The organism is Arthrobacter sp. 01T425 (assembly GCF_056398725.1).
The window spans coordinates 254,916-280,176 of the sequence record NZ_JBFTPY010000003.1 but is presented as its reverse complement, the minus strand read 5'-3'; the positions used below and the strand labels follow the sequence as shown (position 1 = coordinate 280,176).

The 25,261-nt window shown below is 67.7% G+C and carries 17 protein-coding genes; 9 read left to right on the top strand and 8 right to left on the bottom strand.

Going from position 1 to position 25,261, the window contains the following annotated elements; all coding sequences use genetic code 11:
• Nucleotides 1-193: 193 nt before the first annotated feature.
• Complete coding sequence (locus AC1DNG_RS06550) at nt 194-1,531, top strand: RNA polymerase sigma factor (RefSeq protein ID WP_018772396.1); 1,338 nt, start codon at nt 194-196, stop codon at nt 1,529-1,531.
• A gap of 257 nt (nt 1,532-1,788) precedes the next feature.
• Here AC1DNG_RS06550 and AC1DNG_RS06545 read toward each other — a convergent pair whose 3' ends face one another.
• On the bottom strand, nt 1,789-2,010 hold the full coding sequence (locus AC1DNG_RS06545; RefSeq protein ID WP_026266251.1) for a DUF7455 domain-containing protein: 222 nt from the start codon (nt 2,008-2,010) through the stop codon (nt 1,789-1,791).
• Nucleotides 2,011-2,260: 250 nt separating this feature from the next.
• Here AC1DNG_RS06545 and AC1DNG_RS06540 point away from each other — a divergent pair, with 250 nt between their 5' ends.
• Nucleotides 2,261-4,369 (top strand): DNA gyrase/topoisomerase IV subunit B, encoded by a 2,109-nt coding sequence (locus AC1DNG_RS06540; RefSeq protein ID WP_018772397.1) that lies wholly within the window; start codon nt 2,261-2,263, stop codon nt 4,367-4,369.
• 169 nt (nt 4,370-4,538) lie between these two features.
• Nucleotides 4,539-6,065 carry a M20/M25/M40 family metallo-hydrolase gene (locus tag AC1DNG_RS06535; protein WP_476886949.1) on the top strand — a complete coding sequence of 509 codons (1,527 nt, stop codon included), beginning with the start codon at nt 4,539-4,541 and terminating at the stop codon, nt 6,063-6,065.
• A 103-nt stretch (nt 6,066-6,168) separates the two neighbouring features.
• On the opposite strand, the gene AC1DNG_RS06530 is transcribed toward AC1DNG_RS06535, so the two are convergent.
• The gene (locus tag AC1DNG_RS06530) at nt 6,169-7,158 is read right to left on the bottom strand and encodes a M56 family metallopeptidase (RefSeq protein ID WP_223917105.1); all 990 of its coding nucleotides are present in this window, start codon (nt 7,156-7,158) and stop codon (nt 6,169-6,171) included.
• A 6-nt stretch (nt 7,159-7,164) separates the two neighbouring features.
• Nucleotides 7,165-7,551: a BlaI/MecI/CopY family transcriptional regulator gene (locus tag AC1DNG_RS06525; RefSeq protein WP_018772400.1), complete on the bottom strand. Its 387-nt coding sequence runs from the start codon at nt 7,549-7,551 to the stop codon at nt 7,165-7,167.
• A 319-nt stretch (nt 7,552-7,870) separates the two neighbouring features.
• Here AC1DNG_RS06525 and AC1DNG_RS06520 point away from each other — a divergent pair, with 319 nt between their 5' ends.
• From AC1DNG_RS06520 to AC1DNG_RS06505, 4 genes are all read left to right on the top strand, one after another.
• On the top strand, nt 7,871-9,466 hold the full coding sequence (locus tag AC1DNG_RS06520) for a cytochrome ubiquinol oxidase subunit I (RefSeq protein WP_476850457.1): 1,596 nt from the start codon (nt 7,871-7,873) through the stop codon (nt 9,464-9,466).
• 62 nt (nt 9,467-9,528) lie between these two features.
• Nucleotides 9,529-10,578, top strand: coding sequence for a cytochrome d ubiquinol oxidase subunit II (gene cydB / locus AC1DNG_RS06515; RefSeq protein ID WP_230008859.1), 1,050 nt, complete (start codon nt 9,529-9,531; stop codon nt 10,576-10,578).
• An 8-nt stretch (nt 10,579-10,586) separates the two neighbouring features.
• A complete protein-coding gene (gene cydD, locus AC1DNG_RS06510) occupies nt 10,587-14,246 on the top strand; it encodes a thiol reductant ABC exporter subunit CydD (RefSeq protein WP_476886948.1) in 3,660 nt (1,219 codons plus the stop codon).
• 21 nt (nt 14,247-14,267) lie between these two features.
• Nucleotides 14,268-15,287 (top strand): GNAT family N-acetyltransferase, encoded by a 1,020-nt coding sequence (locus tag AC1DNG_RS06505; protein ID WP_476886947.1) that lies wholly within the window; start codon nt 14,268-14,270, stop codon nt 15,285-15,287.
• 65 nt (nt 15,288-15,352) lie between these two features.
• On the opposite strand, the gene AC1DNG_RS06500 is transcribed toward AC1DNG_RS06505, so the two are convergent.
• The 4 genes from AC1DNG_RS06500 to AC1DNG_RS06485 form a co-directional block, all read right to left on the bottom strand.
• Nucleotides 15,353-15,871, bottom strand: coding sequence for a DinB family protein (locus AC1DNG_RS06500; RefSeq protein ID WP_476850461.1), 519 nt, complete (start codon nt 15,869-15,871; stop codon nt 15,353-15,355).
• Between the two features lie 175 nt (nt 15,872-16,046).
• A complete protein-coding gene (locus AC1DNG_RS06495; protein WP_476859814.1) occupies nt 16,047-16,670 on the bottom strand; it encodes a DUF305 domain-containing protein in 624 nt (207 codons plus the stop codon).
• A gap of 761 nt (nt 16,671-17,431) precedes the next feature.
• Nucleotides 17,432-18,877 carry a multicopper oxidase family protein gene (locus AC1DNG_RS06490; protein WP_476886946.1) on the bottom strand — a complete coding sequence of 482 codons (1,446 nt, stop codon included), beginning with the start codon at nt 18,875-18,877 and terminating at the stop codon, nt 17,432-17,434.
• 8 nt (nt 18,878-18,885) lie between these two features.
• A complete protein-coding gene (locus AC1DNG_RS06485; RefSeq protein WP_026537025.1) occupies nt 18,886-19,143 on the bottom strand; it encodes an SHOCT domain-containing protein in 258 nt (85 codons plus the stop codon).
• 246 nt (nt 19,144-19,389) lie between these two features.
• Between AC1DNG_RS06485 and AC1DNG_RS06480 the strand changes: the two genes are divergently transcribed.
• Nucleotides 19,390-19,773 (top strand): VOC family protein, encoded by a 384-nt coding sequence (locus AC1DNG_RS06480; protein WP_223917085.1) that lies wholly within the window; start codon nt 19,390-19,392, stop codon nt 19,771-19,773.
• Between the two features lie 120 nt (nt 19,774-19,893).
• Here AC1DNG_RS06480 and AC1DNG_RS06475 read toward each other — a convergent pair whose 3' ends face one another.
• Nucleotides 19,894-22,434, bottom strand: a complete 2,541-nt coding sequence (locus AC1DNG_RS06475; protein ID WP_476886945.1) for a DNA gyrase/topoisomerase IV subunit A — start codon at nt 22,432-22,434, stop codon at nt 19,894-19,896.
• A 67-nt stretch (nt 22,435-22,501) separates the two neighbouring features.
• Between AC1DNG_RS06475 and AC1DNG_RS06470 the strand changes: the two genes are divergently transcribed.
• Nucleotides 22,502-25,213, top strand: coding sequence for a bifunctional acetate--CoA ligase family protein/GNAT family N-acetyltransferase (locus AC1DNG_RS06470; RefSeq protein WP_476886944.1), 2,712 nt, complete (start codon nt 22,502-22,504; stop codon nt 25,211-25,213).
• Nucleotides 25,214-25,261 lie beyond the last annotated feature (48 nt).

Below are 25,261 nucleotides of genomic sequence, written 5' to 3'. Positions count from 1 at the left end.
GAGACCCGGTTGGGTCCGTGTATCAAGTGCCCTAAATGTTCCTTGGAAACAGGGAACATTAAGGCCGCGCCAGCAGTTCTACTAAGTGGCTCTGCTGGTCGTGGTTGCACCTGATGTTGAACACGGACTTGACAGGGTCATAGTGGTGTTGCCCGTATGGTGATTCCGCAGACCGCAGCTAGAAAGGTTTTCAGTGACCCCGTCTTCCGCGAAGAAGGAACCCGCCGACCAGGCCGAATTGTCCCCTGAGGAGAAGAAGGCGGCGACCAACGCCAAGCGCGCCGCCACGCGCGCAGCCAACAAGGCTGTCAAGGACGCCGCTTCCGCAGAGGGTGGCGACACCGTAACCGGAGTCGCCAAGCCTGAGCCCAAGAAGCGCGGGCCCAAGCCCGGCGCGAAAGCCGCGGCAGAAGCCGCCGGCAACTCTGCCAGTACGTCTGACGATGACGTCGACGCCGAAGAGGATCTCGACGACATCACGCCCGACGCCGCCGAGCTCGGCGACGAAGTAGAAGGCGAGGAAGTCGCCGGCAAGGCCGCGGCCACCACCGGCTCCGGCTTCGTCTACTCCGACGCCGACGACGACGACGCTCCGGTGCAGCAGGTTATGTCTGCCGGCGCCACCGCCGACCCCGTCAAGGACTACCTGAAGCAGATCGGCAAGGTCGCCCTGCTGAATGCCGAACAGGAAGTAGACCTGGCCCTGCGGATCGAGGCCGGTCTCTTCGCTGAAGAAAAGATCGCAGCCGACGACGGCACCATGGACCCGAAACTCAAGCGCGAGCTCGAATTCGTCATCCACGACGGCAAGCGCGCCAAGAACCACCTGCTGGAGGCCAACCTCCGCCTCGTCGTCTCGCTGGCCAAGCGCTACACCGGGCGCGGCATGCTGTTCCTGGACCTGATCCAGGAAGGCAACCTGGGCCTGATCCGTGCGGTGGAGAAATTCGACTACACCAAGGGCTTCAAGTTCTCCACCTACGCCACCTGGTGGATCCGCCAGGCGATCACCCGCGCCATGGCTGACCAGGCCCGCACCATCCGCATCCCGGTGCACATGGTGGAAGTCATCAACAAGCTGGCCCGAGTCCAGCGCCAGATGCTGCAGGACCTCGGCCGCGAACCCACCCCGGAGGAGCTGGCCCTCGAACTCGACATGACCCCGGAAAAGGTCGTGGAGGTCCAGAAGTACGGCCGCGAGCCCATCTCGCTGCACACCCCGCTTGGCGAGGACGGCGACTCCGAATTCGGCGACCTCATCGAGGACTCCGAAGCCGTGGTTCCCGCGGATGCCGTGAGCTTCACCCTGCTGCAGGAACAGCTGCACTCGGTGCTGGATACGCTCTCCGAGCGCGAAGCCGGCGTGGTAGCGATGCGCTTCGGCCTTACCGACGGCCAGCCGAAGACTTTAGACGAAATCGGCAAGGTCTACGGTGTGACACGTGAGCGCATCCGCCAGATCGAATCCAAGACCATGTCCAAGCTGCGGCACCCGTCGCGCTCACAGGTCCTGCGCGACTACCTGGACTAAGCGCCACTGGTCGCAGACCGGGTAAAGGTTCTCAGCAATGCGGGGTCTCTTCCCGCCCATCCTCACCGGAGGAACGGGCAGGAAGGGACCCCGCATTGCTTTTTGCCGCCGCAGCCGGGTGCACGGCACTTAACCGAACCGGCACCTGACGAAACAGCACTTAACGAATCAGGGCCCCTCCGGTATGGAGGGGCCCTGATGCAGTGGTCTCAGGTCGCCCGGAACCCTGTAGGGCGGCGGGCTGAAGCCGGTGCGGTCTAGTCGACCGGAACCGGGGCCTTCTGGTGAAGGCGGTCAGTCTCATCATGCCAGTCTGAACTGAGCGGCTTGAGTGTCGGTTCTACGGCGCGTGCGTGGTGGCCGCAGAAAAGAAGCTCACCGCCGGAGGCACCGAGAACAACTCGGACATATGCCTGTGCTCCGCAACGATCGCACCGGTCTGCGGCGGTCAGTGTGCGGTCCGCAACTGCTGTTGTCATGTTCGGCCTCCTTAGTAGATCGGTATACCTATATAACCAGCATTCGTGGCCAAACCATGGCACGGATGGCCTACTTTCGCTGTCCGCGTATCACGTCTCAGTAACGGCGGGTGGCCGGAGAGCCCCCGCGGGGAGTGGCAGACCGTCGATCACCCGGAGTCCGACTAACCTAGGAAGTGCGTCAAATTATGTGACTGCCGCCTGCGCACGCTGCGGTGGCTGTCCCGATCCTTTAAGGAGTTCACGACCCGTGGCACCCAGTTCTGATTACACCGCCCGGCACCTCTCCGTGCTGGAGGGCCTCGAGGCCGTCCGTAAGCGCCCGGGCATGTACATCGGCTCCACGGACTCCCGCGGCCTCATGCACTGCCTCTGGGAAATCATCGACAACTCCGTCGACGAGGCCCTCGCCGGCTTCGGCCACGACATCAAGATCATCCTCCACGCGGACAACTCAGTCGAGATCCACGACGACGGCCGCGGCATCCCCGTGGACGTCGAACCGAAAACCGGGCTGACCGGCGTCGAAGTCGTCTTCACCAAACTGCACGCCGGCGGAAAGTTCGGCGGCGGCTCCTACACCGCTTCCGGCGGCTTGCATGGCGTGGGCGCCTCGGTGGTCAACGCGCTCTCGGCCCGCCTCGACGTCGAAGTGGACCGAGGCGGCAAGACGTACAAGATGTCCTTCCGCCGGGGGGAACCGGGCCGGTTCAAGGATCCGGGCACCAAGCCGGACCCCGCGACCCTGTTCGAACCCTTCATCGACGGCTCTGTGCTCGATGTCGTGGGCAAGGCCAAGCGCGGCGTGACCGGAACCCGGATCCGCTACTGGGCGGACCGGCAGATATTCACGCCCGACGCCAAATTCTCCTACGATGACCTCGCCGCGCGTGCCCGCCAGACCTCGTTCCTGGTCCCCGGACTGAAGCTCACGGTCCGGGATGAACGCAGGATTGCCGGCACGCCCGGAGAATCGGGCCCGCATGAAGAGGTCTTCCACCACGACGGCGGCATCTCCGAATTTGTCGACTTCCTCGCCGCCGACCCCGCCGTCACGGATATCTGGCGCCTCCACGGTGCCGGGAAATTCAAGGAAACCGTCCCCGTCCTCGACGAAAAGGGCCACAGCCAGCTTGCGGAGGTCGAACGCGACTGTGAGGTCGACGTCGCGCTGCGCTGGGGGATCGGCTACGACAGTACGGTCCGGACCTTCGTCAACATCATTTCCACGCCCAAGGGCGGCACCCACCAGTCCGGCTTCGAGCAGGCCCTGCTCAAGACCTTCCGCAAGGCCGTGGAGACCAATGCCCGCAAGCTCAAGGCCGGCAACGACAAGATCGAAAAGGACGACATCTTCGCCGGCCTGACCGCGGTCCTGACCGTCCGGCTGGCCGAACCGCAGTTCGAGGGCCAGACCAAGGAAATCCTGGGCACCTCCGCCGTCCGGGCCATTGTGGCCAAGGTGGTGGAACAGGAGATCACCGCGAAGCTGACCTCCGCCAACCGCAACGACAAGGCCCAGTCCGCGCTGCTGCTGGAAAAGATCGTCAGCGAGATGAAGTCCCGCATCTCGGCGCGCGTCCACAAGGAAACCCAGCGCCGCAAGAATGCGCTGGAAACCTCCTCCATGCCCACCAAGCTGGCCGACTGCCGTACCGACGACGTCGGACGCTCCGAACTGTTCATCGTCGAAGGTGACTCCGCGCTCGGCACCGCCAAGCTGGCGCGGTCCTCCGACTTCCAGGCGCTCCTGCCGATCCGCGGCAAAATCCTCAACGTCCAGAAAGCCTCGGTGGGGGACATGCTCTCCAACGCCGAGTGCGCTGCCCTGATCCAGGTGGTGGGGGCCGGTTCCGGCCGCACGTTCGACATCAGCGCCGCCCGGTACGGCAAAGTGATCCTGATGACCGACGCCGACGTCGACGGCGCCCACATCCGGACCCTGCTCCTGACGCTCTTCTTCCGCTACATGCGTCCGATGATCGACGAGGGGCGCGTCTTCGCCGCCGTCCCGCCGCTGCACCGGGTGGAGGTCGTCAACGCCGGCCAGAAGGCCAACGAGATGATCTACACCTACTCCGAGGCTGAGCTCCATGTCCTGCTGGCGCGGCTCGCCAAGGAGGGCAAGCGCTACAAGGAGCCCATCCAGCGGTACAAGGGGCTGGGCGAAATGGATGCCGAGCAGCTGGCCGAAACCACCATGGACCCGCGGCACCGGACGCTCCGCAAGGTCGGGATCGAGAACGCCAAACAGGCCGAAGAGACTTTCGACCTCCTCATGGGCTCGGACGTGGCGCCGCGCAAGGACTTCATCATTGCAGGCGCCGCCAATCTGGACCGGGAGCGCATCGACGCCTGACGTTCCGTCGGCGGGGACGGGCCCGGCGACGGATATCTGTGCCGTCGCGGCTGCTTCGCCGGCGTCTGGTTCTCTGAACCTTTGCCCAAGGTGCTTCCGATAGCTTCATCTCACCCTTGCGGGCAAGGACGCCCGGATTGGATTCCGCAGCCGAATCCAGGAGAACCCTATGAAGCAACGCCGGAATATCCGCCGTGCGGCCATCGCCGCCTCGATCGGACTGGCGGCCAGCCTTGCGCCGCCCGCACTCGCTGACAACGGAACAAACACGGCACCCCTGCGCGCTGCCGTGTCGGCAACAAACATCATGAAACACCTCGCGGCCCTCCAGGCCGTCGCGGACGCCAACGGTGGCACGCGGGCTGCCAGCACTCCGGGATACGAAGCCTCCGCCCGGTACATCGAGCGCAAGTTGTGGGCCGCCGGCTACACCCCGGTCCGCCAAACCTTCCCCTACGAGCGCTACGACACCGTCTCGGCGTCGATGGAGCGCCTCTCGCCATCCCCGCGGACCTACGCCTATGACGCCCCGGACGGCTTCCTCGATATGAACTATTCCGGTTCCGGCAACGTCACGGCCCCGCTGAGCGCCGTCGACATCAACCTGGCCGGCGACCGGGCCTCCACCAGCGGCTGCGAGGCAGCCGACTTCGGCGGGTTCACGGCGGGCAACATCGCCCTGATCCAGCGCGGCACCTGCACCTTCCGGATCAAGGCGGACAACGCCGCCGCGGCCGGGGCGGCCGGCGTCATCATCTTCAACCAGGGCAATGCGGACCCGGCGGACGAGCGCTTTGCCCTCTTCGGCGGCACGCTGGACGCGCCTCAGGCAGGTATCCCGGTGGTCAGCACCAGCTTCGCCACCGGCGCCGAACTCGCCGGGCTGAACGGCGTCAGCATGCACCTCGCCGTGAACTCCACCGTCACCAAGCTGACCTCGTTCAACATCCTGGCCGACACCGGCGGACGCGCGGACCGCACCGTCCTGGTGGGGGCTCACCTGGATTCCGTGCCGGAAGGGCCGGGCATCAACGACAACGGCACCGGGACAGCCTCCATCCTCGAGACGGCGATCCAGCTGAAGGCGTCGGGCCAGACCCCCGTGAACAGGGTCCGCTTCGCCTTCTGGGGAGGGGAGGAGCCCGGACTTGTCGGCTCCGACTTCTACACATCCCAGCTGACGGCGAGCCAGATCAAGGCGCACGCGGTCAACCTCAACTTCGACATGGTCGGCTCGCCGAACTTTGTGCGGTTCGTCTACGACGGCGACGGCTCCTCCTTCGGCACGATGGGCCCCAATGGCTCCGGGCTCGTAGAGAAGGTCTTCCTGGACTACTTCAAGTCCCAGAACCTGCCTACTGCGCCGACCCAGTTCGACGGGCGCTCGGACTACTCCGGATTCATCAACAACGGGATTCCGGCGGGTGGCCTGTTCACCGGCGCGGAAGACCTTAAGACGGCGGCGGAAGCGGCAGTGTTCGGCGGGACACCGAACGTGGCTCATGACGCCTGCTACCACCAGGCTTGCGACACTCTCGCCAACGTCAACACCACTGTGCTGGAGCAAATGGCCGACGCGATCGCCCATTCGACACTGACCTTCGCCATGACCACATCGGCGATCAATGGAACGTCCAAGGGCAACGGGTCCGGCAACGTCGACCTCCAATTCAAGGCCAGCAAGCTGCTGAAATAGCGGCGCAGATGGCTATCCTGGCGCGAAACCGGCCGCTCCGCCGCTCCTGTGGCGGGGCGGTCCGGCGTGGGGGCCGGATGATAAGACTGGCAGGGGGCCGGACTTAGCCGAGCAGGCCGGGGACCAGCAGCAGGGCCGTCGGCACTGCCAGGAGCAGCACACAGCAGGCCAGGACAGCGGCGCGCAGCGGTTCCGACAACGGCGGCTGCGGCGAGAGCAGGCGGCTGACGCGTGACGCCGTCGTGCCCGCCGAGCCGCTGCCTCCGGTGGCGCCGGGCTGGCTGGGGTCGCCGTCGGCCACGCCGGGCTCGCCGAACGCCAGGCGCACCGCGGGGGTGGCCGGGGACCCGCTGGCCACAATGGCAATCGCCCTGATCAGGGTCGCCTTGCTCTCCGTCTTGAGCGCGACGTCGTCGGCCAGCATCTCGATCAGGGAGTTGACCGACTCCTGCGCCAGCCGGGTGGTGGGCAGCCACGGCAGCGCCTGGCGCCACGCGGCGAAGGCCCACAGCAGGAGGTGGTGGCGCTGGCTCAGGTGGGCGTTCTCGTGAATTAGCACGGCACGCAACTCATCGGGCTCCAGGGCGGCCATGAGGCCGTCGGAGAGAACCGTCACGGACCGTGCGCCGCCGGGCAGGCAGTACGCCACCGGCGAGTCCACGTTCAGGACCATCGTCCCCGGGCCGTCGGAGGACGGAGACGCCAGGAGGTCCAGCAGCTCGCGGTGGCGGCGGCGCTGGCGCTGGATCTTGTAGTAGGTCAGCAGCAGGGTAAATACCAGGTGCGCCGTCAGCAGGGCCGCGGCCGAGAGCGCAAAGATGTGCCAGAAACCCAGTTCCGTGGTGGGGGCATTGTGGAAGACCATGCCAGCCAGCGCCCGCAGGCCGGAGAGCAGGTTGTCCCCGACCGGCTCGAGCCCGTAAACCAGCATGGCGCCGATCATGGACAGGCCACCGGCCAGCGCGATCGCCTGCCACAACAGCATCGCCGTGAAGGGGGAGCGGGCCGGCCACTGGGCACGGGAGAGGAGGACAGGCACCGGCCACGCCAATGCTATCGCCAGGACCGCCAGAAAATATGAGGTCCAGAACATCGGGCGCTAGCTGCGGCCCAAAAGCTTGCGCAGGGTTTCTGCCTCGTTATCCGTGACGGAACCAATGAACCGGGCCAGGACGGCTTCGCGGTCCGGAGCGGAGCCGAGGACCTCGTGCATGAGTTCCGCGGTGTGGTCCGCACGGCTCGAGACGGCCTGGTAGCGGTGCGGGCGGGTACCGCGTTCGCGTTCCACCAGACCCTTCCGCTCAAGGCGCGAGAGTACGGTCAGCACCGTGGTGACCGCGAGGTCTTTGCCCACGTGTCCGGCGCTGCCGTCCTGGGGCTGGGTGCTTTGTGCGAGGAGGTCCCGCAGCGTGTTGGCTGTCGCAGCTTCTTGGCCTGCCCAGAGCAGGTCCATCACTGCCCGTTCCAGTTCACCGAGACTTGCCATTGCGTACATCCTTCTATGCCTGCCGCGCCGGCGTCATGCTGGGAAACTGCTGGTGCCTGCCGGGGCGGTGTGTGTGAATACTTCGTTTACAAATTTACCGCGTTTTGCGCATTCTTTCTACATGAAGTAGAACACGGCCGCCCGGCGTGTCGCCCCGCCGGCCCGCGGCGGCGGGAGAGGGTCTTTGTTCCATTGCAGGCCGTGACGTGCCGTGGGAGTCTGAGTTACGGGGAAGCGACGATGTGTTCTACACTCTGTAGAAGAATTACTTCTACGCCACGTAGAAGTTGCTCGGACCTAGCCAAAAGTAGGGACTGCCTTGGACGCCTTGGAAATCGCACGCTGGCAATTCGGAATCACCACGGTCTACCACTTCATGATGGTGCCGCTCACGATCGGCCTCGGGCTGGTGGTGGCTGTGATCCAGACGCTCTGGTACCGCACCGGCAAGCCGGAATATCTGCGCATGACCAAGTTCTGGGGCAAGCTCTTCCTGATCAACTTCATCATGGGCGTGGCCACCGGCATCGTGCAGGAGTTCCAGTTCGGCATGGCCTGGAGCGAGTACAGCCGCTTTGTCGGTGACGTCTTTGGCGCCCCGCTGGCCCTGGAAGCGCTGTTGGCGTTCTTCGTCGAGTCAACCTTCCTGGGCCTGTGGATCTTCGGCTGGAAACAGCTCAAGCCCGCCGTCCACCTGGCCTGCCTCTGGATCGCCGTCATTGGTTCCGTCTTCTCGGCCTACTTCATCATCGTGGCCAACAGCTGGATGCAACACCCCGTCGGCGTCGAAATGGTCAACGGCCGGCCCGTCATGACCGACGCGTGGGCCGTCTTCACCAACAACACGGCCCTGGTGGCCGTGCCCCACACTCTCTTCGGCGCCCTCGCCGTCGCCGGCGGGTTCCTGCTCGGCATTGCCTGGTACCACCTGTGGCGCCGCCGCCACGACGGCATCGACACCATCGGGGGCGACGGCAAGGTGATCCCCGGCGAAGCCGCCGGCATCCTCGGCCGGGACCGCAGTGACCACACCGTCTGGATCCGCTCGCTGAGGATCGGCGCCGTCGTCGCCATGATTTCCTTCGCGGGCACCGCCGTCACCGGAGATCTTCAGGGCAAGCTCATGTTCGAGCAGCAGCCCATGAAGATGGCCGCCGCCGAGGCTGCCTGCCATGATGGCACCGGCTTCTCGGTCCTCAGCGTCGGCAACCTCGGCGCCAAGAACTGCGATGACATCGTGGCCGTGATCGAGGTCCCCGGCATCCTGTCCTTCCTGGCCAAGGGCGACTTCACCACGGAGGTCAAGGGCGTCAACAGCCTGCTGGGCGAGTACCAGGCCAAGTACGGCACCACCCTGCCGGACAACCCCATCTACGGGGACCGCGCCGGACAGCAAATCCAGTACGTGCCCGTCATGGAAGTCACCTACTGGGGCTTCCGGATGATGATCGGCTTCGGCGGCGTGGCCGCCCTCGCCGCCCTCCTGGCACTGTGGGCCACCCGCAAGGGAACCGTGCCGGCCTCCCGCGGCCTCATGCGCCTGGCGGTGTTCGGGATTCTCGCACCGTTTGGTGCCAACGCGGCGGGCTGGATCTTTACCGAGATGGGCCGCCAGCCGTTCGTCGTCGCTCCCAACCCGGACCCCAGCGGCATCGACCAGGTCTTCATGTTCACCGCCGCGGCCGTCTCACCGGGTGTTTCGGCCGGAGAGATCCTGACCTCCCTTGTGGTCCTGACCTCCATCTATGCTGTGCTGCTGGTGGTGGAGGTCAAGCTCCTGGTCAAGTACATCCGCGGCGGCGTGGCCTCGGCCATGCCGGAACTTGCCCACGCTCCCGTTGACGAAAACGAGGACACCACCCCCCGGGGCGGTCCCGGCAAACCCGACGACGACGTCCTGGCGTTCGCCTACTAGGCGCCCGCCCGGCAACCCACCACCCAGCAACCCACACGAAAAATACGCAGAGGATTCTCAGCATGGAACTGCTACCCACCATCTGGTTCGTTGCCATCGCGGTGCTGTGGACGGGCTATCTCTTCCTCGAGGGCTTCGACCTCGGCGTCGGCATGCTGATGAAGGGATTCGCCCGGAACAACACGGAACGCCGCGTCCTGATCAACACGATCGGCCCGGTCTGGGACGGCAACGAAGTCTGGCTCCTGACCGCCGGCGGCGCCACCTTCGCGGCGTTTCCGCTCTGGTACGCCTCGCTGTTCTCCGCCCTGTACCTGCCACTCCTGCTGGTCCTCGTGGCGCTCATTTTCCGGGCGGTCGCCTTCGAATACCGCGGCAAGGTGGACAACCCCCGGTGGCGCGCCCGCTGGGACTGGGCCATCTCGGCAGGGTCGTTCGTCGCGGCCTTCGGCGTCGGCGCCGCACTGGCCCTGACCACCACGGGACTGCCGCTGAACGCCAACGGCGACCGAGAGGGCGGCCCGTTTGCCTGGTTCAGCGGCTACGCCGTGCTCGGCGGGCTCGCCGTCGTCGGATTTTCCCTCCTGCACGGTCTCGGGTTCCTGGCCCTGAAGACCGACGGCGAGGTACGCCACCGGGCGCGGGCCTGGTTCGTCCGGCTGCTGCCCGTGCTGCTGCTGCCCATGGCCGGCTGGGCGGTGAGCCTCCAGCTCCTCAGCGGCGAGGCGTGGACCATCGCCGCCGTGGTCGGCGCCGTCGCCGCCGCAGTCCTGGCGTGGAATTTCGCCCGCAAGGGTGCCGAAGGCCGTGCCTTCATGTCGCTGGGTGCATTCCTCCTGCTCGGCAGCGCCTCCATCTTCGGTGCCGCCTTCCCCGTGGTCCTTCCGTCCACGCTGGATCCCGCGTTCAATCTCACCGTCTCCAACGCCTCGTCCTCGGACTACACCCTGGGCCTGATGAGCATCGTGGCCTGCATCGGGCTGCCGCTGGTCCTGGCGTACCAGGCCTGGACGTACTGGGTGTTCCGGCGCCGGGTGAGCGCAGCGCATATCCCGGAGGCGCACAGCTTCCTTCCCGCGATCGCCGCCAAAGCGCTGGCACCGAAGGACTAACTTCCCAGATGAGACCGTTCCCCGCCGGCCCCTCGACCCGTTCCGCCCTCTACCTGCTGGGACTGCTTGCCGCCCTGAAAGCCCTCTCGCTCGTGCTCATGGCGCAGGCTGTGGCATCGATGCTCGCCGGGCTCGCCGCTCATGACCCCGCCTGGGCAGACCAGCTGGTTCTGGGCGCCGCGGGGGCGGTGCTGCGCTCACTGACGGTATGGGGCCAGTCCGTGGCCTCACGCCGGGCGGCGCTCGGAGTGAAGGAGGAGCTGCGCTCCCAACTGCTGGAGCAGGCGCTCAGGAACGGCACGCGGTCTGCCGGGCCCGCCGACGGCGGCCTCGCCGTGCTGGCCACCCGGGGGCTGGACGCCCTGGATAGCTACTACACCCAGTTCCTGCCCGCGCTGGTGAACTGCGCGGCCATTCCGCTGCTGCTGGGCGCCCGCATCCTGTTCGCCGACTGGGTCAGCGCCGTGGTGATCGTGCTGACGGTGCCGCTGGTGCCGCTGTTCATGATCCTGATCGGGCGGTACACCGAGGAACGTGTCAGGGACGCCCAGTCCGCGCTGGCACGGCTCTCCGGGCACATGCTCGAGCTCGCCAAAGGCCTGCCCGTCCTCGTGGGCCTGGGCCGGGCCTCCGCCCAGCGCCAGGCGCTGGAGGACATGTCCGAGGAATATCGTTCCCGGACCATGGGGACTTTGCGCACGGCCTTCCTTTCCGCCCTGGCCCTCGAGCTCATCTCGACGATTTCCGTGGCGGTCGTCGCCGTGTTCATCGGCGTCCGCCTGGTCCACGGCGACATGGCGCTTGAGGCAGGGCTGCTTGCGCTCATCCTCGCTCCCGACTGCTACCTTCCGCTCCGGGAGCTCGGCACCGCACACCACGCCAGCGACGACGGCCGGGCAGCGCTCGCCGAAACCACAGCGGTCCTCGCGGACCCCGGAGCTGCGCCCCTGGATCCGACGCCGGCCTCCGGTCCTGCTGCCGGCCCGCCCGCCGTCACCGTGGACGGACTGACCGTCCGCTTCGGCGGACGCACGGACGCCGCCGTCGGACCGTTGAGCTTCACCGCCGCCGCCGGCCAGATCACGGCACTCGACGGTGCCAGCGGCGCCGGCAAGAGCACCGTGCTCGGAGTCCTCGCCGGGACCATCGGGACGGATGCAGGGACCGCCGTGTCCGGACGCCTCGGAGGATTCACGACGGCGGATCTCGCCTGGGTGCCACAGCATCCCGTCATGTTGGCTTCCACGGTGCTGGACGAGATCCGCCTGTATCTGGGCGTTCCCGACGATGAAGCCGACGCCGCCGCGGCCGGCACCGAGGCGGGCGCGGAAGCCGATGCGGCAGCGCAGCGGTGCCTGGCAGCCGTGGGCGCGGGGCACCTGGCGGCCAAGCACCCGGCCGAGCTGAGCCCGGGGGAGCTGAGGCGGGTTGCTCTGGCCCGCGGGCTGGCGAGGATCGAGGCCGGCGCCCGCGTACTGCTCCTGGATGAACCCACCGCCCATCTGGACCGGGGATCGGCCACACTGGTCAATCGGGCCCTCGCCGGGCTCCGGGGAAAGGTCACCGTGCTGCTCGTTGCGCACGACCGGCACACACGGGACCTTGCCGACACTCTCGTCGCGGTTACGCCGGGCGCCGGCGGCCGCCACGGCGGTGAACTTCCGGCCCTTGTCCCGCCACTGCCGGCATCCGCCGGGGGAGAGCCGGGCGTGCAGGCGGCGGCCACCCGGGCGCCCTTCCTCGTGGACGCCGCGGCGCCGGGCCAAAGCCACAGCCCGGACCCAACCCCGACCGCGGATACGGGCCCGGCCCCGGGCCGCCCCGAAACCTGCACCGCTCCTGCCGCGGCCGCCGGTTCGGTCAGCTCAATCGGATCCGGATCCTGCTCCGGCTCCGGCGCGGCGGGCCCGTCCGGTTCGGTCCCTGCCCAGCTGCGTCGCCTGCTGGCCCCGGTCAAGGGCCGGTTCGCCGCCGCCGGAGCCGTAGGCACGTTGGCGGCCCTGTTCGCCGTCGCCCTCGCGGGGCTGTCCGGCTGGCTCATCATCCGGGCCAGTGAACAGCCGCCCATCCTGTACCTGCTCACCGCGATCGTCGGCGTGAGGTTTTTCGGCGTCGGCCGGGCGTGCCTGCGGTACTCCGAGCGGTTGCTGCTGCACGATGCCGTGTTCGCCGCCTTGACCCGGCTCCGGGGCCGGCTCTGGGAGTCGCTGAGCCGCCGGGCGCTGTCCCTGCGCCGGCTCCTGCAGGGCGGCAACGTACTCGGCACGGTGGTGGACGACGTCGACACGGTCCGCGAGCTTTTGCCCCGCGTCGTGCTGCCGCCCGTGACCGCCGTCGCTGTCGCCGCGGCCGCAGTGGCCGGGATCGGACTGCTGCTTCCCGATGCGCTGCCTGCCGTGGCCGCGGCAGCGCTGCTGAGCATCGTCGTTGCCCCCGCCCTGGCGTTGGCCGCCGACCGCATGTCTGCCGGCACCGAACAAAGCCTCCGTTCCGGCGTGCTCCGTCACGTTGCCGCAGCCCTGGACGCCCGCGCGGAACTGCACGCGAACGGCGTCAGCGCCCCCGTGCTCAATGCGATTGGCCGGGCGGACCGGGCCGCGACGGCAGCCTCACAACGGTCGGCATGGGCGGAGGGTCTCGGCCAGGCCCTGACCGTCCTGGCCTGTGCCGGGGCCGCCCTGGCCAGCGCAGTGCTGGCCGCCCCGCTCGCCCTGAGCGGCGCGGTCAAACCGGAGACTGTTGCCGTCGTCGTCCTCGTGCAGCTGGCCTTGGTGGACCCTTACGCGGCCATCACCACGGCCGTGCGGCAGTATCCCGCGCTGCGCGCCGTGATGCGGCGGATCGGCGCGGCAGGAGTCCTGGAGGCCGGGGCGGACAGTGACGCGGACGGCGGCGCCGCAACGGGCGGACTGGTACCCGTGGCTTCGCGGCCCGGCGGCCGGCCAGGGATTGAACTCGTGGACCTCGCTGCCGCGTGGCCTGGCGGCGGAAATGTCTTCAGCGGACTCACGGCCGAGGCCGGCCCCGGCCGCTGGCTGGCCGTCACCGGCGCCTCCGGCTCCGGCAAATCGACCCTGCTGGCCACGGTCCTGGGGTTCCTGCCGGCGGCCGGCGGCCACCTGTACCTGAGCGGACGCGCCGCCTGGTGCCCGCAGGAGGCACACCTGTTCGATTCGACCATCCGCGGCAACCTTCTCCTGGCGCGGCCGGAGCCAGCTCCCGCCAGGACGGACAGTGCGCAGCGAGGACCCGGCGGCGCCGTGGTGGCCAACGGGGACGAGCAGATGCGGGCTTCCCTCGACGCCGTCGGACTCGGCCCGATGCTGGCCCGGCTCGAGGACGGCCTGGACACCCGGATCGGCCCGGGCGGGGCCTTCCTCAGCGGCGGAGAGCGTACGCGCCTGGCCGTTGCGCGCACGCTCATGACCGGGGCCGACGTCATCCTGCTCGATGAACCGACGGCGCACCTCGATGCGGAGTCAGGCAGGCTCATGCTCGCCGAATTGCGCGACGGGCTGCGCGACCGGACCGTTGTCCTGGTCACCCACAACCCGGACGATATCGACGCCGCGGACACCAGGCTGGACCTGGACGCCGCAGCCGCGGCTGCCGCCGTGGGCGCCGCGGGGGAGGGTCCAGCGGCGGCGGCCGTGCTGGCGCGCGGGTAACCCGCCTATTAGCCTGTTGCCATGAACCGCAACGGCGAGCTCCACCCCCGGCCCGCGCTCGATCCCCGGCTGTCCTGGCGGCCGGCGGAGCGCCGCTACCTCGACGCGTGGGCCGGGCTGATTGCCCGCACGGCCGCCGTCGAGCAACCCGTCTGGTTCGAACGCCAGGCGGATCTGGAACAGATCCTGGAGTCGAAAAATAACCCGGCAACGGCAAACACCATCATCGGCTTCGATCCGGAGGGCGTTGCCCGGGCTTACGGCCGGATCACCAAGAACCGCGACGGTGACAAGGCGAACGGCTCCGGCTGCGTTGACCCCGAGTGGCAGGGGAGCGGGATCGGCACCTCGCTGCTGGGCTGGATGGAACAGCGGACCAGGGACCGCTTTGCCGAGGACGGGGGGAACGGGGACGTCCCGCGCCCGAGACTACGGCTCCATACCGAACAGCAGCACCAGCACCAGGCCACCTTGTTTGCCGGTTCCGGCTACGGCGTTGTCCGCTATTACAACGAGATGCACCGGCCACTGAACCAGGCTGTGCCTGAATCCTCCCTGGACCCCAGACTGGAGCTCGTCACTTTTGGTCCGGAGTTGCATGAACCGGTGCGGCTGGCGCACAACGCGGCATTCCGGGACCACTGGGGCAGCGAGCCCCGCGACCAGGAGGGTTGGGGCTTTGTGGTGAATGATCCGCAGGCCCGGCCGGACCTGAGCGGCGTCGTGCTGGACCGTTCTACCGGCACGGTGGCCGGGTACCAGTTGGCCACCCACGACGTCGGGGCCGCCCTGACCCGCGGCTTCCGCGAAGGCTACACGGAGCTCCTCGGCGTCCGGCGGGAGTACCGTGGCCGGGGCATCGCGCAGGTGCTTTTGGCCGATGCCATGCGCCGCTTCGCGGCCGCGGGCATGGACGTGGCCTCGCTGGATGTCGACTCGGAGAACCCGACCGGGGCCCTCGCGCTCTACATCAAGATGGGCTATGTGGCCGTCAACCGGAGCATGGCGTGGGACAAGGAGCTTCAGCCGGCAGCGCCGTAGGGGCCGCCTCGGGGAACCGCAGACCTGCGCCTGCCCGCCGGCCGTCCGCGCGCTGGTTCTTCGCGTTAGCCGTCCACGTCGTGGAGATGGTGGACGACGTCGTGCAGGAAATACTGCGCGAAGGTCAGGACAGTGAACACTGAGCCGTTGCTCCGGGTCCCCAAGCGGACCCAATCCTCCTCCGTTACCCGTGCGAAGGACGCTGCAATCTGCTCGCCCTCGGCCGTCAACTCGACGCCGACCTGGGCTGGATCGGCGTTGGCGTAGTCCTGCTCGATTGCCGTCTTGTCCTGGTCCCAGTCATCGAACCGGGCATCGTCCTCGGACAACATGAGGGACAGGCGGTGATCGAAAAGCGTGAAGACGTCCCGGACGTGGCAGCCATACTCGAGGACGGACCACGCTGCCTCGTTGGGCCGTTCCGTCGCGTCCGGACGTCGGAGGGCTGCACGCCACCGCGGGAGCATGCTGATGACGATCCCCGGCGCCGTGGCCGGGGTCGCGGCGGAGGCATCGAAACCGCACTCGGGGCAGGGCCGCGACAGGACCCAAGTCCAGTCCTTGGAATCCGGAATGATAGGCATTCCAGCAGTGTAGGTGCATTTGTTCCGCCGGGCATCCCGACCCGTCGCTGCAGCCGGTGCGGCACCCAGGTACGAGGCCAAAGCAGCACCGCCGTCGGCCGATGCTTTGACGACGTCGGCCGTGGCCGCCCAGTTGACGGCCCCGGTCCGAAGACGGACCGGGGCCGGGACGCTGCTAGAGGCTGGCCAGCAGGTCCTTCATCTCCTGGATTTCAGCTTCCTGGGCGGTCACGATTGCCTTGCTGAGGCTGATGGCGTCCGAGTTCTTGCCTTGGCTGCTTTCAGTCTTGGCCATCATCACCGCGCCCTCGTGGTGGGCGATCATCTGGGCCAGGAACAGCTTGGCCGCGTCGTTGCCCTGGGCGGCGTCGAGCGTCTTGAGGTCGTCGTCGCCCATCATCCCGTCGCCCATGCCATGGCCGGACGCCATCTGGGTGGGTTCGTTCCAGGTCTTGAGCCAGCCCGTCATCTGCGCGATTTCGGGTGCCTGTGCGGCCTTGATCTTGGTGGCGAGTGCGGTGATCCGCGCGTCCATGCCCTGTTTCCTGAGCATCATGTCGCTCATTTCCACGGCCTGGGCGTGGTGCGGAATCATCCCTTGGGTGAACATGGTGTCTGCCGCGTTGTGGCCTGCGGTTGCGGGGGCTGAGCTGGATGCCATGCCCATGCCGCCGCTGACCATGCCCGGCATGGTGTTAGTGGGTGTGCTTCCGGAGGTGCCGGCGCAGCCGGCAAGGGCGATGGCGGCGGAAATGCCGAAGGCAGAAATTGTGGCAGAAATGGTCAGGGTTTTCTTCATGGGGTCAAGTCCTTCAATCATCAATCGGCGTCGTGGCACGCCTGCGGATGACACGCCCGCGCCGCTGGAAGAACGGGATGGAGCGTGTCGGGTAAGTAGGGACGCCGGGCACGACACGGCGCGATCCCGTCTTACGTCCGGCTGATGGACAGATCGCCCGGTGAAGGACTTGCGGGGAGATAGCAGTAGGCCCAGACGGCGGCGTCGGCGTGCGTGTCCGGGTTGTGCATTGAGGCCGGTGCCGTGCCAGGCGGGGGCGCGGCCAGGGACGTCATTGCCGCCGAGGGCACACAGACCGAGTGCATTGACGCAGCGTCGGCGCAGTTCGATTGGCATACGCACGAAGCCGCTGGGGCAGCGGCCCGGCTGTCGGCCGTCAGGTCGGGACCGGCTGGGGTCGCAGGGCGCGGAGCCACGGAGTCATGGCCCATGGTGCGCTCTTGCAGGGCATGGGCGGCCGGATGAGGTGCGAGGTTGGTCTCCGGCCGGGAAGACGACCCCGCGGTTTCCGCGGAGGATGTCACCGCGGTCATGGCATGAGCGCCATGCATTCCGGTCATGATGTGCATCCCGAGGAATCCAGCCATGACCGCCAGCAGGCCCACTAGCAGGAATCCGCGGCGAAGGGCGGTTGCGGCATGGCCCATGAAAGCTGCGGCCATGGCATTCTCCCTCCGGTTGGCAGTGTTGGACGGTAGCCAGGTTAAGGCTACAGGCTGCGCATTGGCCGGGCCGTCGTCGGGATACTTGCTCCCGCTGGGCTAGCGGACTTCGATGACGCCCATCATTCCTTGGTCCTCGTGGTCCAGGATGTGGCAGTGGTACACGGAGCGGCCGGTGAAATCCTTGAAGTGGATCCGGACCTGCACCTGTCCGTTGGCGGGTATGTTGACGACGTCACGCCAGACGGGCTGGCCCGGCGCCTGCCTCTGTTCTTCGATGATCTGCATCGGCCAGACGTGCAGGTGGAAAGGATGGTCCATCGGGCTGGGATTGATCAGGGTCCACTCCTCCACCGTCTGCGCGGCCACGGTGGTGTCCGTCCGGCTTGCGTTGAATTCACGGCCGTTGATGGTGAAAGTCATTCCCATCCCCATACCGCCGACGGCGAAGGTCAGCTGCCGGCGAGCGGCAACGGCCGCGGTCCTCAGGTCTGCCGCTGCGGGCCGGGCCGGCACCGCCGGAGGAGGAGCGGCCGGGGCGCCGGAGACCGAGAGGGTCGCCAGCACGAGGTCCCCTATGCCCTGCGCGCCGTTGGGGGCTGGCCCTGCCGGTCCCATCACGCCGGCCATGCCGCCACGGTTGTAGTAGACGGCACCGAGAGTGGCGTCGCCCTCGACAGCTGTGACCAGGACATCTGCACGGTTGCCCGGCGCCAGCAGCACCTCGTCCACGTTCCGGGGTGTGGGGAAGCGGCCGGAATCCATGCCGAGGAGCTGCATCTGCTGCCCGTCTAGGCGCAGCTGCAGGTAGCGGGCCACGCAGGTGTTCACGATCCGCCACCGCTCACGCTCGCCCGGCCGGGCGGAAAGTTTCGGGTTGCTTTGGCCGTTGACCAGGACAAGTTCACCTTCCCGGCCGAGCATTCGGTCCATGGGCGAGGGGCCGGCGACGGTTCCGGAGCCGTCCAGGGTGATGTCAGAGACGACCATCACCCGCTCGCGGCTGACGTCCACGGGCTGTGCGTCCTCGACGATGATCGCACCGAACAGGCCGGCGAAAATCTGATCGGCGACCATGCCGTGATGGTGGGGGTGGTACCAGTACACGCCGGGCGGGTGATCCGCAGGGAGCCGGTAATCGTAGCGGAACGAGTGGCCGGGCTCGACGACGTTGAAAACGTTGTCTCCGTTGCCCTGGGGTGAAACGTGGAGTCCGTGGACGTGCAGGTTTGTCGGGACGTCCATGCTGTTGACCAGCTCGACGGCGAACACGTCCCCACCCCTCAAACGCAGGGTTGGGCCGGGGATTCCGCCGTTGTAGCCAAGCGCCGAGGCCTGCTGGCCGCCGAGCTGCACTGAGCCAGCTGACGCTTCGAGCCGGACCTGCAACTGTCCGTTGCTGCTGCGCAGCTGCTTCGGCTCGGTGAAGTCTCCGCCCGCGACGGACGCGAACCGGGAACTGACCGTCCACCAGAGCCCGGCTCCGCCGGCGGCTACGGCTGCCGTGCCGAGGCCGCCCAGCAGGAGCGCGTTCCGGCGGCTCATTGGGAGCACTATTGGTCCTCGCCGAGAACCTTTAGCTGCTCGCGGTATTGCTCCGCCGTCAGTTCACCCCGGGCAAAGCGTTCATCGAGGATCTGCCGGGCCCGGCTCCTGCCCGGGTAGGGCCCCTGCGGTCCCTGCATCCCGCTGTGACTGCCGCCTCCGGCAAACATGCGCACGGCGACCAGTACCAGCAGCGCTATGCCGATGAGCAGGAGTATGCCCCACATCCACATCCAGGCCATATTCATGCCGTAGCCCCACATCAAGACCGGTGCCCTTTCGCCTCAGACCATTGCTATTCCGATTCTTTGGCCGACCCCGGCTGCCCGGTAGAGTCCGAAGGCCTCCCCGCCCCGGGAGCCTCGAGCTACACGCACTCACGGATATCGAGTGCGCGCATGCCCGGCCGTGCCCCGCCGGCCAAGGAAATCGGCCTCGCGGTTTCTCAGGTACGTGGGGGATGTGGAGGAGTATCATTCCTTCCGGGGGGCGGGCCTGGAAAGAGAATAGCCATGCTCAAGGACAAGCAAGTCGGCGCAGTGCTACCGGCAGCGGACATCGCCCGTGCACGGGATTTTTACCGCGATAAGCTCGGACTCGAACCCGAGAACGCGGATGCCGAGGACAACCTGCAGTACAAGTGCGGCGGCGGTACCGGGTTCCTCCTGTACCAGACGCCCAATGCCGGAACGGCCAAGAACACGCAGATCGGCTGGGTGGTCGATGACCTTCCGGGTGCCGTTGCGGAACTCCGAGCCAAGGGAGTCGTCTTCGAGGAATACGACTTCCCGGGCCTAAAAACGGAGGACGGCATCGCCACCACTCCGGACGGAAGCTCGGCCGCGTGGTTCCTGGACACGGAGGGCAACATCCTGAGCCTCAACCACATGCCCTAGCGCCGGCCCACAGGATGCGGGCAAGGCTTCCGGGACTGAGATCGCCGGAGGCAACGCCGGATCACGAATCCCGGCCGGAGCGCGACAGCGCCGCCGGCCGGGTTTCGTTCGTCCGCGGTCCTACGTGTCGTTGCCGGCTTCCGGGTCCTCTGACCACGCCATGCTGGGTCCAATGGCGTCGATCGCCTGGGACAGCGGAATGCCGGAGCCGTCGCGGCGGCCATGCTCGCCGGGGAGTGAGCGCGCCACACCTGCCAGGGAGGACGCCTTGGCCGGACCGTGCCCAGCCCAGCCGAGCAGCAGCGTGTCCTCGCCCTTGAGGAAACGGTGTGCCCGCACCCCGGCAGTCGCCCGGCCCTTGACCGGGTACTCGGCCAGGGCGGTGACCTTCGCGGCCCCGGGGGCTGTGCCCGGCAGCGCGCCTTCCGTCCCCGCGATGGTCACGACGACGGCGGCGGCGTCAGCGGGGCTGGCGGTCCCGAAGAACATCACCCGGTCCCCGGCGGCCAGCTTGATCCCGGCCATGCCGCCGGCGGTCCGGCCCTGCGGGCGGACGGCGGAGGCACTGAAGCGCAGCAGTTGGGCCTGGCGCGTGATGAAGACGAGGTCGTCGTCGTCGGACCCGGCGGGGGCAACGCCCACCACGGTGTCCTTGTCCTTGAGCGCGATCGCTTCCCAGTCTTCGCGGTTCAGCGGATAGTCCGGCTGCACCCGTTTGACCACGCCCTGGGCGGTTCCGATTGCCAGAACCTGGTCCAGCGGCGCGAAGGCCACCAGCGATTCCCCCTTGAGCAAAGTGATGAAATCCTTGGCCGCTACCCCGCCGGCCATGTTGGGGGTACCCGAGGTTGGCGGCAGCACAGGCATGTCCATGACCTGCAGGCGCAGCATGCGGCCCTGCGAGGTCACGGCGGCGATCTCGCCGCGGGCGGTGGTTTTGACCACGGAGGAGAAGACGTCATGCCGGGTCCGCGGTCCGGCCTCGGCCAGGCTGTCCTGGTTGGCGGTGCGGGCAATCTGCCCGGACACGGTGAGGATGGCCCAGCAAGGATCGTCCGCGATCTCAAGGGCCAGCGGTGCGGCCTTGCCCTTGGCCCCGGCCGCTGCGCCCAGTGCCGCGGCGACGGTGGGGGAGACGGCCTCGGATTCCAGCAGGACGGTCCGGCGCGGTGTGCCGTACTTCTCCGCGATCTCGCCGAGTTCGTCGGACACCAGGGCACGTAGCAGCGCGGGGGAGCCCAGGATCGCCTCAAGCTCCGCGATCTCCCGGCGGAGCTCCTCTTGCTCCTTCTCCAGCTCGACCCGCGAATATTTGGTCAGCTGCCGCAGCCGCAGTTCCAGGATGAAGTTGGCCTGGATCTCGGAGAGATCGTAGATGGACATCAGCCGGGTACGGGCCTCGGCCACCTCGTCGGAGGACCGGATGATCTGGATGACCTCGTCAATGTCCACGATCGCGACCAGGAGGCCCTCGACCAGGTGCAGGCGGTCCTTCTTCTTGCCCAGCCGGAAGGCGGTGCGGCGCCGGACCACATTGATCCGGTGGTCCACGTAGACCGAAAGCAGCTGGAGCAGCCCGAGGGTCTGCGGCTGGCCGTCGACGAGCGTCACATTGTTGATGCCGAAGGAGTCTTCCATCGGGGTGTAGCGGTAGAGCTGCTGGAGCACGGCAGTGGGATTGAAGCCGTTCTTGAGCTCAATGACCAGGCGCAGGCCGTGCTTGCGGTCGGTGAGGTCCACGACGTCGCTGATGCCGGTGAGCTTCTTGCCGTTGACGGCATCCTTGATCTTCTCGATCACCTTCTCGGGGCCCACCATGTAAGGCAGTTCCGTGACCACCAGGCCGGTGCGGCGGGCCGAGAGCTGCTCGATGTCCACCTTTGCCCGGGTCTTGAAGGAGCCGCGGCCGGTGGCATAGGCGTCGCGGATGCCGTCCAGGCCCACAATCCGGCCACCGGTGGGCAGGTCCGGGCCGGGGACGAACCTCATGATGTCCTCGAGCGTGGCGTCCGGGTTGTCGATCAGGTGCCGGGCCGCGGCGATGACCTCCACCAGGTTGTGCGGGGCCATATTGGTGGCCATGCCGACGGCGATGCCCGTCGCGCCGTTGACCAGCAGGTTGGGGAACGCGGCCGGCAGCACGTCCGGCTGGGTCAGCTGGTTGTCGTAGTTGGGAACGAAATCGACGACGTCCTCGTCGAGGTGGTCGGTGAGGGTCAGGGCCGCGGCCGCCAGCCGGGCTTCCGTGTAGCGGGGGGCCGCCGGGCCGTCGTCGAGCGAGCCAAAGTTACCGTGTCCGTCGATCAGCGGCAGCCGCAGGGAAAAGTCCTGGGCCATCCGCACCATGGCGTCGTAGATCGCGGCGTCACCGTGCGGGTGCAGCTTGCCCATGACCTCGCCCACCACGCGGGCGCTCTTGACGTGGCCGCGGTCCGGGCGCAGCCCCATGTCGGACATCATGTAGAGGATCCGCCGCTGGACGGGCTTCAGGCCGTCGCGGGCGTCGGGAAGGGCCCGCGAATAGATCACCGAATAGGCGTATTCGAGGAATGAGCCTTCCATCTCGGACGTGACATCGATATCGACGATGTTCTCGACGAATTTTCCTGCGGAATCGTGGCTGGGTTCCCCTGCCGGGGGCGTGGTTTGGCGGCGTGCCATAAGGCTGGTGGATCCTTCTGAGGGGTGCTGAACGGGTACTGCGTAAGTTTATGACTAGGCTAAGCCTATGGTGGATCAGCCGGCGGACGGCGTATATCCGGAATATTGGGAAGCCGATGTTGTCCTGCGCGACGGCGGCACGGCGCATGTGCGCCCCATCCACCCCTCCGATGCAGATGCGGTCCAGGCCTTCCACGTGGGCCAGTCCCAGAAGTCCATCTACATGCGCTTCTTCGCCTTCAAGTCCAAGCTTTCCAGCAAGGAACTCAAGCGCTTCACCGAGGTGGACTACAAGGACCGGGTGGCCCTGGTGATCACCATCGGCGGCGAAATCCTGGGCATCGGCCGTTACGACCGGCTCGATGACCCGGCCGAGGCCGAGGTCGCCTTCAACATCGCCGACGCCCACCAGGGCCGTGGCATCGGCTCGATCCTGCTCGAACACCTCGCCGCGGCGGCCCGCGAGAACGGGATCCGCAAGTTCAGCGCCGAGGTGCTTCCGGAGAACCGCAAGATGCTCATGGTCTTCTCCGACGCCGGCTACGACGTCAAACGTCACTTCGACGACGGCGTGGTCAGCCTCGAGTTCAACATCGACCCCACCGACAAATCCCGCGCCGTGATGGAATCCCGCGAGCACCGCGCCGAGGCCCGCAGCATCCAGGAACTGCTCGCTCCGGCGTCCGTGGCCGTGATCGGAGCCAGCCGCAAATGGGGCACCGTGGGCTACCAGCTGCTCGAGCACGTGATCGAAGGCGGCTTCAGCGGCCCGGTCTATGCGATCAACCCGGAGGCCCTGGAACTGGCCGGCATGCTCTCCTTCGCCCGGCTCTCCGAGGTTCCCGGCCCGGTCACGCTCGCCATCATCGCGGTCCCGTACGACGAGGTCCCCAAGGTGGTCCAGGAATGCGCGGCCGCCGGGGTCAAGGGAATCGTGGTGGCCACCGCGGGGTACGCGGACGACGGCGAACGCGGCCTGGCGCGCCAGCGCGAACTGGTGCGGCAGGCTCGAGAAAACGGCATGCGCGTGATCGGCCCGGCGTCCCTGGGCATCGTCAACACCAACCCGGCCGTGTCCCTCAACGCCTCGATGGCACCGGCCCTGGCCCGTCGCGGCGGGTTGGGGCTGTTCAGCCAGTCGGCCGCGATCGGCGTCTCGCTCTACGCGGCCTCCAGCCGGCGCCGGGTTGGCATCTCGACCTTCCTCTCGGCCGGCAACCGCGCCGACGTCTCCGGCAACGACATGATGCAGTACTGGGAAGACGACGCCGACACCACGGCGGTGGGCCTGTACCTGGAATCGATCGGCAACCCGCGCAAGTTCTCCCGGCTGGCCCGCCGGCTGGCCCGCACCAAGCCGGTGATTGTGGCCAAGTCCGACGCCATGGGCCTGAACCTGCCGCCCGGGCACTCCGTCCGCACCACCCAGGCTCCCTCGGAAGCGCTGGATGCCATGATGCGGCAGGCCGGGGTGATCCGGGTCGAGACCATCGAAGAGCTCATGGACGTCGCCCAGATCGTCTCGAGCCAGCCGCTGCCCGGGGGCCCCGGAATCGCCGTCTTCAGCAACTCGCGCGCCCTTGGCAAGGTGGTAGCAGACAGTGCCGCCCGCCAGGGGCTCGGCGTGGAACGGATCGTGACAGACGTGGACCTGGACGCGGGCATGTCCCGGGCGCTGCCGGCCCTGCGCCGGAGCCTGCAGGAAACCCTGACCGCAGACACGGTGTACGCCGCGGTGGTCGCGCTGCTGCCGGCGCACGGTCTCACCGTCGAAAAGATCGCCGGAGTGCTGGCCGAATGCTCCGCGGCGGCCGGCAAGCCGGTGGTTGCCGCCTTTAGCGGAATCCTTGATCCCTCCATCTATGTGGAGGGAATGGTCGGCGCCGAACCTGAACAGCAGCACCAGCCCGCGCCCGCTCCGCCGGTCCCGTGCTACTCCAACCCGGGTGCGGCGGTCGCGGCCCTTGCCGCCGTCGTGCGCTACGCCCAGTGGCTGGACCGGGACCAGGGACTGTTCGTGGAGCCCGAAGGGTGCCACCCGGAGGCCGCCCGGGCGGACCTGGAGCTGCTGCTGCGCGATGTGGGCGGCGAGCAGCTCGTCCGGCTGGACCAGGACACGGCCGCCCGGCTGCTGGGCCACTACGGCATCCGGCTGGTCCCGTCCGTCGGGTTCGAGACGGCGGAGGAGGCCGTGGCCGCGGCCGGGCAGCTCGGCTGGCCTGTGGCCTTGAAGACCACGGACCCGGCACTGCGGCACCGGCTGGACCTGGGAGGTGTGCGGCTGGACATCCAGGACGCCGATTCGTTGCGGCGCAACGTGCTGGAGATGCGCAAGTCGCTCGAGCGGTACGGCTCGCCGTCCCTGGAAGTGCAGACCATGGTACCCGTGGGGCAGGCCTGCACTTTCCGGGCCATCGAAGACCCGCTGCTGGGGCCGGTGATCTCCTTCGGCCTGGCCGGAGACGCCGTGAACCTGCTCGACGACTGGGCCCACCGCGTGCCGCCGCTCTCCGGCTCCGACGTCCACGACTTCGTCCGGGCGCCCCGTGCGTCGCGGAAGCTTTTCGGCTACCAGGGCCTGCCCGCCGTCGACGTCGCGGCACTCGAGGACCTCGCCGCCCGCCTCACCAGGCTGAAGGACAACCATCCGGAGATCGCGCTGGTGCATTTCAATCCCGTCCTCGCCGGGCCCGATGGTGCCTCGATCCTGGCCGCCGATGTCAGGATCGCGAACGCCGCCCAGCGGACCGACAGTGCGCGCCGGGCGATGCGCAGTTAGGGTCTAACCTCCCCGGCTGCAGCCCGCGTCCAGGGCCCGGCAGTTAGC

What these genes read in the sequence shown, in the direction of transcription:
- AC1DNG_RS06490 (WP_476886946.1), bottom strand. Translation starts at nt 18,877, where the DNA reads ATGAGCCGCCGGAACGCGCTCCTGCTGGGCGGCCTCGGCACGGCAGCC.
- AC1DNG_RS06495 (WP_476859814.1), bottom strand. Translation starts at nt 16,670, where the DNA reads ATGAAGAAAACCCTGACCATTTCTGCCACAATTTCTGCCTTCGGCATT.
- AC1DNG_RS06525 (WP_018772400.1), bottom strand. Translation starts at nt 7,551, where the DNA reads ATGGCAAGTCTCGGTGAACTGGAACGGGCAGTGATGGACCTGCTCTGG.
- AC1DNG_RS06535 (WP_476886949.1), top strand. Translation starts at nt 4,539, where the DNA reads ATGAAGCAACGCCGGAATATCCGCCGTGCGGCCATCGCCGCCTCGATC.
- AC1DNG_RS06530 (WP_223917105.1), bottom strand. Translation starts at nt 7,158, where the DNA reads ATGTTCTGGACCTCATATTTTCTGGCGGTCCTGGCGATAGCATTGGCG.
- AC1DNG_RS06500 (WP_476850461.1), bottom strand. Translation starts at nt 15,871, where the DNA reads ATGCCTATCATTCCGGATTCCAAGGACTGGACTTGGGTCCTGTCGCGG.
- AC1DNG_RS06470 (WP_476886944.1), top strand. Translation starts at nt 22,502, where the DNA reads ATGGTGGATCAGCCGGCGGACGGCGTATATCCGGAATATTGGGAAGCC.
- cydB (WP_230008859.1), top strand. Translation starts at nt 9,529, where the DNA reads ATGGAACTGCTACCCACCATCTGGTTCGTTGCCATCGCGGTGCTGTGG.
- AC1DNG_RS06480 (WP_223917085.1), top strand. Translation starts at nt 19,390, where the DNA reads ATGCTCAAGGACAAGCAAGTCGGCGCAGTGCTACCGGCAGCGGACATC.
- cydD (WP_476886948.1), top strand. Translation starts at nt 10,587, where the DNA reads ATGAGACCGTTCCCCGCCGGCCCCTCGACCCGTTCCGCCCTCTACCTG.
- AC1DNG_RS06475 (WP_476886945.1), bottom strand. Translation starts at nt 22,434, where the DNA reads ATGGCACGCCGCCAAACCACGCCCCCGGCAGGGGAACCCAGCCACGAT.
- AC1DNG_RS06505 (WP_476886947.1), top strand. Translation starts at nt 14,268, where the DNA reads ATGAACCGCAACGGCGAGCTCCACCCCCGGCCCGCGCTCGATCCCCGG.
- AC1DNG_RS06545 (WP_026266251.1), bottom strand. Translation starts at nt 2,010, where the DNA reads ATGACAACAGCAGTTGCGGACCGCACACTGACCGCCGCAGACCGGTGC.